Raw genomic sequence first — 12953 nt, forward strand, 5'->3', positions numbered from 1 at the left:
ATCATTCTGATCAATCGAGTTTTTGCATCGCGAGCAAGCCCGCTCCCACATTTTTGGAACTACAGCTTCAAGCTAATCATGCACGGGCACGGGCCTGATTGCGCAGCGCCTTGACCTGATCGTGGTTGCGTTGCACGCCGTGGTACTGACGCTCTACCAGATCACGAATGCCGACCAGGTTGTGCTTGCTGATTTTTTCCAGCGCTTCTTTATAAGCCTTCAGCGCATGGTCTTCGCCGCGCTCGGCTTCGTTGAGCACCGCTTCTTCGTCTTTGCCGGTAAACACGGACTTCACATCCACCCAACGGCGATGCAAGTCACCGGCCACGCTGGTGCTGGTTTCCGGGTCACCACCCAGGGCTCGAACTTGAGCCTGAAGTTCGGCAGCTGCGGCAGCGCAATCGGCTGAACGCTTGGCAAACAGAGCCTTCAGCTCCGGGTGCTTGATATCTTCGGCACAGCTTTTAAATCCTTCCTGGCCGTCTTTGCTGGTTTCGATCAGATCGTTCAGGATGCTAATGGCTTCTTTATTAAGGTCAGTCATTGTTCAATTCCTTACAAGGTTGAGGATCGTGCAATAGAGGTTGCAGGGCTCGTGCCAGTTTTATAATTAAATAAAATCCTTAAATATCAATGGCTTAATAAATATCAAAAAATCTGTATCCGGTTTATATGCATGATCTGTCAATTGGCCTTCATGCAAATTGCCTGTATTTTGATTTCCACAGCTTTACCCATCTAAGGGCCGCTGCATGAACCCCGAAAAACTCGAACTGCTGGTCACTCGTGAAATGCCCTTCGGCAAATACAAGGGCCGAATCATCGCCGACCTGCCCGGCCAGTACCTCAACTGGTTCGCCCGTGAAGGTTTCCCCCACGGAGAACTGGGCGGCTTGCTGGCCCTGATGCAAGAGATTGATCATAACGGCCTGTCGGACCTGCTCGACCCGTTACGCGCCAAACACGGAAAACCCAAACCCCGCCATTGATAGAGCTGCCCCATGCCAAGGATTGAAGACAACGCCCGCGACGAACACTTCTGGCAAGCAATTGCCGAGCGCTACGACCTTGCGCCCGGCCCGATCAATCTGGAGAACGGCTACTTCGGGCGTATGACCCGCGACGTGGCACAGGACTACCAGCGTAATATCGACTTTATTAACCGCAACAACTCGGTGCCTGTGCGCCAGCACTTCGATACCACTCAGGGCCTGGAAATTCGCGACTCGCTGGCGGGGTTGCTTGGTGTAGCCCCTGCCGGCCTGGCGCTGACCTTTTGCGCGTCTGACGGCCTGCAATCATTGATCCGCAACTACAATGGCCTGCAAACGGGCGATCAATTGCTGATCAGCGACCTGGAATACCACAGCGTCGAATACGCCATGCGTGGAGTGGCACGCCAACGCGGCCTGGAAATTATCGAAATCTCCCACACGCACCCAGCCACGTTTGAAAGCCTGGTGGCCAGCTATCGCCAGGCATTTGAACGTAACCCGCGGATCAAGCTGATGGCGCTCACTCACGTTACCCATCGCACTGGCCTGGTCATGCCCGTGGAGGCCATTGTTGCGGCGGCAAAAGAGCATGGGGTTGACGTGATTCTGGACGGTGCCCATGCCCTGGGGCAGATCGAACTGGACCTGCCGGCACTGGGTGTGGCCTTTGCCGGTTTCAACCTGCATAAATGGATTGGCGCGCCGCTGACCCTGGGCCTGATGTATATCGATCCCCAGCGCCTGGGCGACATTGACCCCGATATGGGCAATGAGCGCTACCCCGAGCCGGATGTGCGCAACCGCGCCGTTTATGGCACGGTCAACATCCCCGCCTGGCTAACCCTGACCAAGGTGCTGCAGGAACACCATGAGATGGGTGGCGCCCGAGGCAAGGGTGCCCGACTCAACTACCTGCGCAACCTGTGGGTCAGCGAGGCGCGCAAGATCGAGGGCATTGAAGTGCTGGTCAACGATGATCCGCGCTTGTATTGCGCAATCACTTCGCTGCGCTTTACCCATGTGCAGGATCAACAACCGATGGTTGATCGCCTGCTCAAGGACTACAACCTGTTCACCGTAGCCCGCAACGGTTCGGCGTGTGGCAGTTGTATCCGGGTAACAGTGGGCTTTGCCACCACGCTGGATGACATCAACCAACTGGTGCGGGCGCTGCGCGAGCTTTCGCAAGCTCACACATAACCTTGTGGGAGCGGGTATTTTTCAGGCAAAAAAAAGGTGCGCCGACCAAGCGCACCAAAAACCGTAGAACACACAACACATTCGTAACTAAAACATCAATCCAGCAGGGCAAGCGCCTCAGCGGTGCATTCCTGGATTCGGGCCCAGTCGCCGTTCTTGATCCATTCGCTGTCCAGCATCCAGCTACCGCCCACGCACATCACGTTTTTCAAGGCCATGTAGTTGCGGATATTAGCCGGACCAACACCGCCGGTCGGGCAGAATTTCACTTCGCCAAAAGGGCCGCCGAGGGCCTTGATCGCCGCTACACCGCCGCTGACTTCTGCAGGGAACAGTTTGAAACGGCGGTAACCCAAGCCATAGCCTTCCATGATCCCGGAAGCATTGCTGATGCCCGGCAGCAGCGGAATGTCGCTGGCAACACTGGCCTCGAGCAAGTCACGGGTAATGCCCGGAGTAACAATAAATTGCGAACCGGCGTCTTCCGCCGCCGCCAGCATATGGCGATCCAGTACGGTACCCGCACCTGTCACCAGCTCAGGGCGCTGGTCACGCAGGATACGAATGGCCTTGAGGCCGAACGCCGAACGCAGGGTCACTTCCAGCGCCGTCAGACCACCGGCCGCCAGCGCATCCGCCAAAGGCAGGATGTCTTGTTCGCGGGCAATGGTAATCACCGGCAGAATTCGTGCTCGCTCACACAGGCTGTCGATCAGGGCGACTTTATCCGCCATCGATACGTTCGCAATTGTTGTTGTCATGGCAGCTGATCCTTGGCTCATGGGCACCAGTAAATCTCTAACGTAGGTTGCAGGAAGGCACGAATCGGCAAGGCGGCAACATCTGTGCCCCCCAGCGCTTCGTTGAGGGTGTTCAATTTGGACTGGCCCTGGATCGACAGCACCTTGTGCTTCGCGCTCGCCAACAGGCTGCGACTCATGCTCAGACGCTGGTGCGGCACCGTTGGCGCCAGCATCGCCCAGCAACGACGCGGGTTGTCCAGTTGCAGGGCTTCACTCAGATTCGGGCTATTGGGGAACAGCGACGCGGTATGCCCGTCATCGCCCATACCCAGGATCAGCACATCGATCGGCGGCAACTCGGCCAGCCCCTGATCGGCCTCCAGCGCAGCCTTTTCTACCGTGGCTGCAGCGTTATACAAGCCGACAAAACGGGCTTTGGCCGCCGGGCCTTGGAGCAGATGCTTTTTAAGCAGGCCCGCGTTGCTGTCGGCATGCTCGACCGGCACCCAGCGTTCATCCGCCAGGCTGACAACCACTTTCGACCAATCGACCGGCTGCTTGATCAAGCTTTGGAAAAACGCCACCGGGCTGCGGCCGCCGGACACCACCAGAGTGGCAACGCCCTGCTCGGCGATAGCCTGGTTCAATTGCCCGGCAACTTTTGTTGCCAGCCCTTCGGCCAACAACGCCGGGTTCTTGAAGGTGTGCGAGCTCACACCTTCAGGCAGTTTCAAATCAGATATCGCCATACCAAGACCTCCCGTCCCGCGTAATCAGTGCAATGGAACTCATCGGCCCCCAGGACCCCGCCGCGTAAGGCTTGGGCGCATCACCGGACTTTTTCCAGCCGGCGATCAACTGGTCGCACCATTTCCATGCCGCTTCAATTTCATCTTTGCGTACAAACAGGTTCTGGTTGCCGCGCATGACTTCGAGCAACAGGCGCTCGTAAGCATCCGGAATCCGTGTGCTGCGATAAGTGTCAGAAAAATTCAATTGCAACGGTCCGCTGCGCAGTTGCATGCCTTTATCCAGGCCCTGGTCCTTGGTCATTACCCGCAAGGAAATACCTTCGTCCGGTTGCAGGCGAATAATCAGCTTGTTGCCGATTTGCAGGCGCTGCTCGGGAGCAAAGATGTAGTGCGACGGCTCCTTGAAGTGGATAACGATTTGCGAGAGCTTTTGTGGCATGCGCTTGCCGGTGCGCAGGTAGAACGGCACCCCTGCCCAACGCCAGTTACGAATATCGGCGCGCAGTGCCACAAAGGTCTCGGTGTCACTCTGGGTGTTGGAGTTTTCTTCCTCCAGATAACCCGGCACCGACTGACCTTCGCTGTAACCGGCAATGTACTGGCCGCGTACCACCTGGGTGGTCAGGCCTTCGGCGCTGATCGGGGCCAGGGCCTTGAGCACTTTGACCTTTTCGTCGCGAATGCTGTCGGCCGACAGGTCCGCAGGCGGGTCCATGGCAATCAGGCACAGCAACTGCAGCAGGTGGTTCTGGATCATGTCGCGCAGTTGGCCAGCCTTGTCGAAATAGCCCCAGCGGCCCTCGATGCCGACTTTCTCGGCCACGGTGATTTCAACGTGGGAGATGTAGCGCTGGTTCCACTGGGTCTCGAACAGGCTGTTGGCAAAACGCAGCGCGATCAGGTTTTGTACGGTCTCTTTGCCCAGGTAGTGGTCGATGCGGTAAGTGCGGTTCTCGGGGAAGAACTGCGCCACGGAATCGTTGACCTTGCGCGAAGACTCAAGATCCGAACCGATGGGCTTTTCCAGCACCACACGGGTGTTTTCAGCCAGGCCGACCGCGGACAGGTTCTCGCAAATGGCACCGTACACAGCCGCCGGAGTGGCGAAGTAAGCGATCAGGCGCTGCTCTGTGCCGGCCATTTCAGCCAGCGCCAGGTAATCTTCAGTCTTGAAAAAATCCACATGCAGGTAGCTCAAGCGAGCCAGGAAGCGGTTCAATGCTTCGACTTCGATTTCCTTCTCGCCCAGATACTGGCGCAACTGGCTGTCGATATGCGCCAGGTGCGTGGAGGCCTCGCCCGGCTCTCGGGCCAGCGCGAGAATGCGTGTGTCGGCATGCAGCAGACCGGCGCGATCCAGTTGGTACAAGGCAGGAAACAGCTTGCGCAGGGCCAGATCGCCAAGGGCGCCGAACAAGGCAAAGGTGCACGGTTCAACCGTAATCGAAGGCATGATGTTTGTTCTTTTATCAAGTTAAGCTACAAATACCTTTTTTCAAGGTATCACTCAAGGAAAAATGTAGTAATAAACACAACATTTTCTCAAAATACAGATTCCTGCTAGTGGTCGTCACAGGCCACCAGTAGGATAGGCCACCTTCCAGAACCGCTTTAGTCCGGTTCTTGCATCGCTGACCCAAGGACCATAAATGGACCGCGTGCGAAATTTACTCGAACAGATCAAGGGCCGCCTCGAAGACCTGAACAAGGCCGAGCGCAAAGTGGCCGAAATCATTTTGCAGAACCCGCAGCAGGCGACCCGATTCAGCATCGCCGCCCTGGCGCAGGCAGCTTCTGTCAGCGAACCCACGGTTAACCGTTTCTGCCGTTCATTTGGTGTCAGCGGCTACCCCGAGTTAAAGCTGCAACTGGCACAAAGCCTGGCCAGCGGCGCAGCTTACGTGAGCCGCGCGGTAGAGGCAGACGATAATCCGGCCGCGTATACACAAAAAATCTTCGGCAGCGCCATCGCCTCGCTGGACAGTGCCTGCCAGGCACTGGACCCCAACCTTATCAGCCGCGCCGTCGACTTGCTGATCCAGGCCCGGCAGATCCACTTTTTTGGCTTGGGCGCTTCTGCACCGGTGGCACTGGATGCGCAACACAAGTTCTTCCGCTTCAACCTGGCCGTCACCGCCCACGCCGACGTGCTGATGCAGCGCATGATCGCCTCGGTGGCGCACACGGGTGAATTGTTCGTGATTATTTCCTACACCGGTCGCACCCGTGAACTGGTGGAAGTGGCTCGCATTGCGCGCGCCAACGGTGCCTCGGTACTGGGGCTAACTGCGGAAAACTCGCCACTGGCCAAGGCCAGCACCCTGAGCCTGAACATCCCGCTGCCCGAAGACACCGACATCTATATGCCGATGACCTCGCGCATCATCCAGCTGACCGTACTGGATGTACTGGCAACCGGCATGACCCTGCGCCGCGGCGTGGACTTCCAGCCACACCTGCGCAAAATCAAGGAAAGCCTCAACGCCAGCCGCTATCCGGTGGGCGATGAGTTCAACTAGGCAAGCGCTTGGTAATGCCCCATCAGACGCTGCAAAGCCCCGCCCTCGCCTGCAAGCTCAAATGAGCCTGCTCGCCCGGGGCAAGGGCCTGGTTATGGGTACCGCCACTCGTGGACTCCACACACACAAAGCCCATCACTTCGTTCCAGCTCACCCCCAGCAACGGCCGCTTGCCGGGATGCCAGACCACCGTGCTGCCCTGATCACCCGTGTCGATGCTCAAAGCCCGTTGCCAGGCATGGTCATTGAGCTGCATTTCGCCGTCATGCTGGAACACCCGCTGACAACCACCTCCCACCCGTAACTCGCCTTTCTGCTGGCATACCTCACGGTTCAACTGGTCGTAGCCGTGCGCTCCGTCCAGACCGGACAGCGCTACCTCAGCAACATCACCAATTCGCCAGTAAGCGCGCAACGCCTGGCTCACCTGGCAAGGCTCGTCGTCCTGATGTTCGGTGCTCAGGCGCAGCTCCATTTCTTCGCCCAATCGCGCATGCAAATCCACCTGCCAATCGCACAGCTGCAAGCGCCAGTGCAAGGTCACCCCTTCTTCGTCGCTGCTGCTATCGAGCAGCTTCCAGTCGATCAACCGCGCCCAGCCATGGGATGGCCAGGCGTTTTCACTGGGGTGACGGCCATACCAGGGCCAGAAGATCGGTACCCCACCACGTATCGCACCCACTTGCGGCCACTTGGCAGCGCACCACAGCCAGGGTTTTTGCCCGGTCGGCTGGAAGTGCAGCAACTGCGCGCCCTGACGGCTGAACACCGCCTGGCAATGCGGATGATCGATCACCAGTACGTCGCGCTGCTGAAAGCGCTCCCACTGGAAAACCGGCTGCTCGCGTCTGGATTTGAAAAAACGGTGAAGCGGATGCTCATGCATGTGCCGCAGTCCTGAAAATCATGCGCCGGGGGGTGCAGCCCCGAAAAAAAGCGGATAGCCAAGGCTATCCGCTGGAAAAACAAGGAGCTTAGCGCATTTAGAACGTCGACTGAATTTTCAGTCCGGCCACCAATGCGTTGTCTACCTGGTCCACACCACCCGGGTGAGTGATGTACTGCAGGTTTGGACGCACCGTCAGCCAGTTGGTCACGTGGAAGCCGTAGTTGAGTTCGTAGTTGTACTCGGTATTGCGCAGCGGCGTGTACAAGGGGTCGCTGTAGTCGGTGGCACCGATGGACGCATTGATCAGCTCGGCGCTTTTCTTCACGTCATCGTTGACATGAATACGGGCGGCGCCAATGCCGATGTCATCCTTGGGCCGGGCATCGAACGGCCCTTTGTACACAAACATCAGCGACTGATAGTTGTCGACGATGTTGGTCTGCTTGTCATGGAAAGTGGCGTTGGCCGCGATATGCAGGCCGCGCGAAGCGTCACCGTTGTGGCTAGTGAGCTGCTGCTGCACGACAAACCAGTAGCCGTGTTTGCTGTCACGTACGCGATAGTCCTGACCATCATTGGTGATATTGACCTTCACGTCATCGGCAGGCGCCGTGCTCTTGTAGTAACCCACACGGTATTCGCCCGGCAGGTCGTTGACCTTGGGCGACCACACCAACTCAACCGGCAACACAGTGCCCTTGGTACCGCTGCCGCTGAGCTTGAAGCCGTTGCCGTGCTCCAGTTGCGACGGGTTCTGGTTGTACGCACCGATTTGCGCGTACAACTCAGGCGTGATGTTGTACTTCACGCGCAGCGCCGCCTGGCTGACCGGCCAGTTGTACCAGAGGTTGGTGGCCCAGTTACCCACCTGCGAGCCACAGAACGCCAGGTTCTGGAATTCGCACGGGAAGGTGTTGAAGTCCTCGCCTTCACCGAAATAACCGGCCTTGACGTCCAGCTTGCCATCGAGGAACTGGTGCTGGATCCACAATTGGGTCAGACGCACCATATGGCCACGGCCATAGACTTCCTGGGAGGAACTCAAGGTCCCTGCACGCGGATCACCGACACGGTCATTGGAGATATTCTGACCATTACGGTTGGTCAGCTGGATCTTCGCCTGGGTGTTGTCCCAGCCCCACAGCTTTTGCAGGTCCAGCGCCACACCCAGACCAAACTGGTCGCTGTAGCGTGCGGTCTTGTCGTCGTTGTAGCCACCGTGCAGGTTGGCGCCCACTTCACCGACATAATCGGCCTTGATGTCGATACCCTGCTCGATCAGTCTGGTGCGCTCGCCGCCCCAGTCGCCCGTCATCCATTTCGAATCGGCACTGAAGGCTTCGTCGGCGTAGACACTGCTTGCACCCAGACCTAGCGCGACAATTGCCGATAGCTGGCAGGCCAGACGGGTGCGGGTCATTCTGTTAGTCATCCCTTTAATCCTCGTTGTCTTCTTATTGGCTTTGTTTAACGCGGCACAACTGCAAGGAGGCCCGGTAACAGGCTCCCTGTTGACTTAACGACCCTTGAATTGCGCCACGTTATCAGCCCGGCCTTGAGCCTGAGGCGAACTCATCGCCCCCAGACGCTCCCCCGTATTCGCATCAAACAGTAGCACTTTGGCAGGATCGAACTGCAAATTGAGGCTCTGACCGACCGCAGGGGCATCATCCGGAGCCATGCGGCAGCACACTTTGATGCCGTTGAGGCTGACAAAAACCAGAGTATCGGGGCCGGTGGGTTCGACAACCTGCACCTCGGCGCGAATAACCGGCAGGCCATTGGGTTCGGCTGGCGCCAGCACAATTTGCTCGGCGCGGATGCCCACGATCACATCGCGGTCTTCCAGCCCGGCGTCCTGCATACCCAGCGGCAGCTCGCAACGCGCCTGGCCGCTGTCGAGCAAGGCCAGCAAGCGGCCGTCGCGACGCTGCAAACGCAGGGGGATAAAGTTCATCGGTGGCGAGCCAATAAAACTGGCGACAAACAGGTTGGCCGGGTCGTTGTAGATCTGTTTCGGCGTACCGAACTGCTGAATGATGCCGTCCTTCATCACCGCCACTTTGTCGCCCAGGGTCATGGCTTCGATCTGGTCGTGGGTAACGTAGACGGTGGTGGTTTTCAGGCGCTGGTGCATCAGCTTCATTTCGGTGCGCATCTCGACCCGCAGCTTGGCATCGAGGTTGGACAGCGGCTCGTCGAACAGGTAGATCTTCGGCCGCCGCGCCAGCGCCCGGCCCATGGCCACGCGCTGCTGCTGGCCACCGGACAGCTGGCCGGGCTTGCGCGTCAGCAGGTGCTCGATCTGCAGCAGTTTGGACACCCGCGCCACTTCTTCGTCAATGGCTGCCGCACTCATCTTGCGGATCTTCAGGCCGAAGGCAATGTTGTCGCGGACATTCATGGTCGGGTACAGCGCGTAGGACTGAAACACCATGGCGATGTCACGGTCCTTGGGGCTCATGCCGCTGATATCGGCATCGTCCACCAGAATCGCCCCGCCACTGATGCTCTCAAGACCGGCGATGCAGTTCATCAGGGTTGATTTGCCGCAGCCCGAAGGGCCCACCAGAATCAGGAACTCGCCGTCATCGATTTTCAGCTCGATGTTTTTCAGCGTGTCGGGCAAACCCTTGCCGTAGGATTTATTTACGTTGCGTAATTCTAGAGTCGCCATGCCTTACCCCTTGACCGCGCCGGACGTCAGCCCGCGCAGAAAATACTTGCCCGCAAAGATGTAGACCAGCAGCGTCGGCAGCCCCGCGATCATGGCCGCAGCCATGTCCACGTTGTATTCCTTGGCGCCGGTGCTGGTATTGACCAGGTTGTTGAGCGCCACCGTAATCGGCTGCGCATCGCCACTGGCAAACACCACACCAAACAGAAAGTCGTTCCAGATTTGAGTGAACTGCCAGATCAGGCAGACCATGACGATGGGCACCGACATCGGCAGCAGGATGCGCCCGAAAATAGTGAAAAAGCCCGCACCGTCCAGACGCGCAGCCTTGACCAGCGCATCCGGGATACTCACGTAGTAGTTGCGGAAAAACAGCGTGGTAAAGGCCAGACCGTAGACCACATGCACCAGCACCAGGCCGGTGGTGGTGTTGGCCAGCCCCAGTTTGCCGATGGTGAACGAGGCCGGCAGCAACACCGTCTGAAACGGCAGGAAGCAGCCAAACAACAGCAGGCCGAAAAACAGCTGCGAACCGCGAAAACGCCACATCGACAAGACATAACCGTTCATGGCGCCGATAAAGGTCGAAATCAGGACCGCTGGCACGGTGATTTTCACCGAGTTCCAGAAATACCCGCCCACCGTGTCCCAGGCCTTGATCCAGCCGATACCGTCGATCACTTGCGGCCAGCTCAGCAGGTTGCCGGTGCGGATGTCTTCCGGGGTTTTGAAACTGGTAAGCAGCATCACCACCAGCGGCACCAGATACACCGCCGCCGCAAGGATCAGGGTGGCGTAGATCGCCACACGGCTGAAGGTAAAACGCTGAGCATTAATCATGGCGTTTGTTCCTCAGCTCGGAATACAGATACGGCACGAGAATGGCCAGAATCGCGCCCAGCATCATGATCGCGCTGGCAGAACCGATGCCCATTTGCCCACGGCTGAAAGTAAAGGAGTACATGAACATCGCAGGCAGATCCGAGGAGTAGCCAGGGCCACCGGCAGTCATCGCTGACACCAGGTCGAAGCTCTTGATGGCAATGTGCGCCAGGATCATGAAGGCGCTGAAAAACACCGGTCGCAGGCTCGGCAGGACAATGCGCAAGTAGATGGTCGGCAAGTTTGCGCCGTCGACCTGAGCGGCACGAATGATCGACTGATCAACCCCGCGCAACCCGGCCAGAAACATCGCCATGACAAATCCGGAGGCCTGCCATACCGCCGCGATCACCAGGCAGTACACCACCCGGTCCTGATCCAGCAGCCAGTCAAAGCGAAAGCCTTCCCAGCCCCAGTCACGAAGCATTTTATCCAGCCCCAGGCCCGGGTTGAGCAGCCATTTCCAGGCCGTACCGGTGACGATCATGGAGAGCGCCATCGGGTACAGGTAGATGGTGCGGATAAAACCTTCCTTGCGAATCCGCTGGTCGAGCAGAATCGCCAGGAACACGCCAATCACCAGGCTGATGACGATAAACATGCCACCAAACACCGCCAGGTTCTTGCTCGCAACCCACCAGCGGTCATTGGCCATCAAGCGCGCATATTGCTGCAGGCCGACCCACTGGTAGCTGGGCATAAAACTGGAGTTGGTGAACGACAGCAGGAACGTCCAAAAAATGTAGCCATAAAAGCCCACCAATACGATCAGCATGCTCGGCGCCAAAACCAGCTTGGGCAACCAGCGCTGCAGCGCATCAAAGGGCGAGGCCTTGCTGAACACAGCCACGGAACTCATCGAAATACTCCCGGCAGGGTATGCCGGCATCCGCCAATGCAGATGCCGCACAACCAGGGACAAGGGGGGGAGCCACGCACAAGGCGTGGCGGGTCAGCTCAACGAATTACTGTGCCGACTTGATGGCCGAATAGAGCTTTTTCCCGGCAGTGGCCGGATCAGCACTCTTGTCGCTCATAAAGTTGCTTACCGTGTCGAAAATAGCGCCCTGTACCGCCAGCGAGGTGGCCATGTTATGCGCCATGCTCGGCAACTGACCGTGGGTTTTGCCCGCTTCGGCAAAATCCTTGGCCGAGGCCTGGGCACAGCTGTCGAACTTGCTCATGTCCAGGTCACTGCGTACCGGGATCGAGCCTTTGTTCTGGTTGAACACGTACTGGAATTCGGGTTCAAGGGCGACTTTGGCCACGTCGTTTTGCGCGGCGATATTGCCCGGCGTGTTGTTTTTCGCCGAGAGTTTGAACATCGCCAGCGAGTCGATGTTGTAGGTAAAGCTGCCCTGGGTGCCCGGAAACGGCACGCATTCGAAATCAGTACCGGCCTTTTTGCCCGCAGCAGCCCATTCGCTTTTCGCCCAGTCACCCATGATCTGCATGCCGGCCTTGCCGTTGATCACCTTGGCCGCTTCCAGGTTCCAGTCCTGGCCGGTGCCGTCAGGGTCCATATAGCCCTGGAGTTTTTTCAGTTTGCTGAACACTTCAGCCATCTGCGGGCCGGTGAGGGTTTTCTCATCAAGATCGACGAACGCTTTTTTATAGCCTTGCGGGCCCATGACGCTCAGCACCAGGTCTTCAAAGACCGTGCTGTCCTGCCACGGCTGGCCGCCGTGGGCCAGGGGAATAAAGCCCGCTGCCTTGAGCTTGTCGCCCGCAGCAAAAAGTTCGTCAAGGGTAGTGGGCGCCTTGTCGATACCGGCCTTTTTGAAGACTTCAGGGTTGATCCACAACCAGTTCACCCGGTGAATATTCACCGGTACCGCCACGTAATGGCCGTCGTACTTCATGGTGTCGGATACGGTCTTGGACAGCATGCCATCCCAGTTGTTGGCCTTGGACACCTCATCGAGGTTGGTCAACAAACCCAGTGCGCCCCACTCCTGCAAGTCCGGGCCCTTGATCTGCGCCGCTGATGGCGGGTTGCCGGAGACGGCGCGGGTTTTCAGCACGGTCATGGCCGCAGCACCGCCACCGCCTGCTACAGCGCTGTCCTGCCAGGTATAACCGTCTTTTTCGATCAGTTTTTTCAGCACATCAACCGCTTTGGCTTCACCGCCGGAGGTCCACCAATGCACCACTTCAACCGTGCCTTTGGAATCGGCAGGGGCGGCAGCATAAGCACCCAGGGGGAACAGTGTGGCAAGCGAAATGACAACGGCGAGGCGATTGAATGAATTCATGTCGAGACCTTTCTTGTTGTTATAGCTGTGCAAGTCTTTTG

13 protein-coding genes are annotated in these 12953 nt (G+C 58.0%); 3 read left to right on the forward strand and 10 right to left on the reverse strand.

The window, feature by feature from the left end:
* Window positions 1-76: 76 nt before the first annotated feature.
* The gene (locus V6L81_RS20740; RefSeq protein WP_095003266.1) at window positions 77-544 is read right to left on the reverse strand and encodes a PA2169 family four-helix-bundle protein; all 468 of its coding nucleotides are present in this window, start codon (window positions 542-544) and stop codon (window positions 77-79) included.
* 208 nt (window positions 545-752) lie between these two features.
* On the opposite strand from V6L81_RS20740, the gene V6L81_RS20745 reads away from it, so the two are divergent.
* Window positions 753-989 (forward strand): DUF3820 family protein, encoded by a 237-nt coding sequence (locus tag V6L81_RS20745; RefSeq protein WP_019693207.1) that lies wholly within the window; start codon window positions 753-755, stop codon window positions 987-989.
* A 12-nt stretch (window positions 990-1001) separates the two neighbouring features.
* Window positions 1002-2195 carry an aminotransferase class V-fold PLP-dependent enzyme gene (locus V6L81_RS20750; RefSeq protein ID WP_095032564.1) on the forward strand — a complete coding sequence of 398 codons (1194 nt, stop codon included), beginning with the start codon at window positions 1002-1004 and terminating at the stop codon, window positions 2193-2195.
* Between the two features lie 95 nt (window positions 2196-2290).
* On the opposite strand, the gene V6L81_RS20755 is transcribed toward V6L81_RS20750, so the two are convergent.
* From V6L81_RS20755 to zwf, 3 genes are read right to left on the reverse strand one after another with little or no spacing between them, the layout of a single operon-like run.
* Window positions 2291-2956: a bifunctional 4-hydroxy-2-oxoglutarate aldolase/2-dehydro-3-deoxy-phosphogluconate aldolase gene (locus V6L81_RS20755; RefSeq protein ID WP_095003268.1), complete on the reverse strand. Its 666-nt coding sequence runs from the start codon at window positions 2954-2956 to the stop codon at window positions 2291-2293.
* A 17-nt stretch (window positions 2957-2973) separates the two neighbouring features.
* Entirely contained in the window at window positions 2974-3687 is a 714-nt protein-coding gene (pgl, locus tag V6L81_RS20760; protein WP_095019695.1) for a 6-phosphogluconolactonase, read from the reverse strand.
* Complete coding sequence (gene zwf, locus V6L81_RS20765) at window positions 3674-5143, reverse strand: glucose-6-phosphate dehydrogenase (protein ID WP_095003270.1); 1470 nt, start codon at window positions 5141-5143, stop codon at window positions 3674-3676. The genes pgl and zwf overlap by 14 nt, the downstream gene beginning before the upstream one ends.
* A 205-nt stretch (window positions 5144-5348) precedes the next feature.
* On the opposite strand from zwf, the gene V6L81_RS20770 reads away from it, so the two are divergent.
* Entirely contained in the window at window positions 5349-6209 is an 861-nt protein-coding gene (locus V6L81_RS20770) for a MurR/RpiR family transcriptional regulator (protein ID WP_169845242.1), read from the forward strand.
* Between the two features lie 22 nt (window positions 6210-6231).
* Here the strand turns inward: V6L81_RS20770 and V6L81_RS20775 are convergent, their stop codons facing one another.
* From V6L81_RS20775 to V6L81_RS20800, 6 genes are all read right to left on the reverse strand, one after another.
* Window positions 6232-7095, reverse strand: coding sequence for a D-hexose-6-phosphate mutarotase (locus V6L81_RS20775; protein WP_095003271.1), 864 nt, complete (start codon window positions 7093-7095; stop codon window positions 6232-6234).
* A gap of 97 nt (window positions 7096-7192) precedes the next feature.
* A complete protein-coding gene (locus V6L81_RS20780) occupies window positions 7193-8530 on the reverse strand; it encodes a carbohydrate porin (RefSeq protein ID WP_095003272.1) in 1338 nt (445 codons plus the stop codon).
* An 84-nt stretch (window positions 8531-8614) separates the two neighbouring features.
* The gene (locus tag V6L81_RS20785) at window positions 8615-9775 is read right to left on the reverse strand and encodes an ABC transporter ATP-binding protein (RefSeq protein WP_095003273.1); all 1161 of its coding nucleotides are present in this window, start codon (window positions 9773-9775) and stop codon (window positions 8615-8617) included.
* 3 nt (window positions 9776-9778) lie between these two features.
* Window positions 9779-10615, reverse strand: coding sequence for a carbohydrate ABC transporter permease (locus V6L81_RS20790; RefSeq protein ID WP_095003274.1), 837 nt, complete (start codon window positions 10613-10615; stop codon window positions 9779-9781).
* On the reverse strand, window positions 10608-11516 hold the full coding sequence (locus V6L81_RS20795; protein ID WP_095003275.1) for a carbohydrate ABC transporter permease: 909 nt from the start codon (window positions 11514-11516) through the stop codon (window positions 10608-10610). The genes V6L81_RS20790 and V6L81_RS20795 overlap by 8 nt, the downstream gene beginning before the upstream one ends.
* Window positions 11517-11622: 106 nt before the next feature.
* Complete coding sequence (locus tag V6L81_RS20800; protein WP_095019694.1) at window positions 11623-12912, reverse strand: ABC transporter substrate-binding protein; 1290 nt, start codon at window positions 12910-12912, stop codon at window positions 11623-11625.
* Between the last annotated feature and the right edge of the window lie 41 nt (window positions 12913-12953).

This window comes from Pseudomonas bubulae, from assembly GCF_037023725.1.
In the GTDB taxonomy this organism is placed as follows: domain Bacteria; phylum Pseudomonadota; class Gammaproteobacteria; order Pseudomonadales; family Pseudomonadaceae; genus Aquipseudomonas; species Aquipseudomonas bubulae.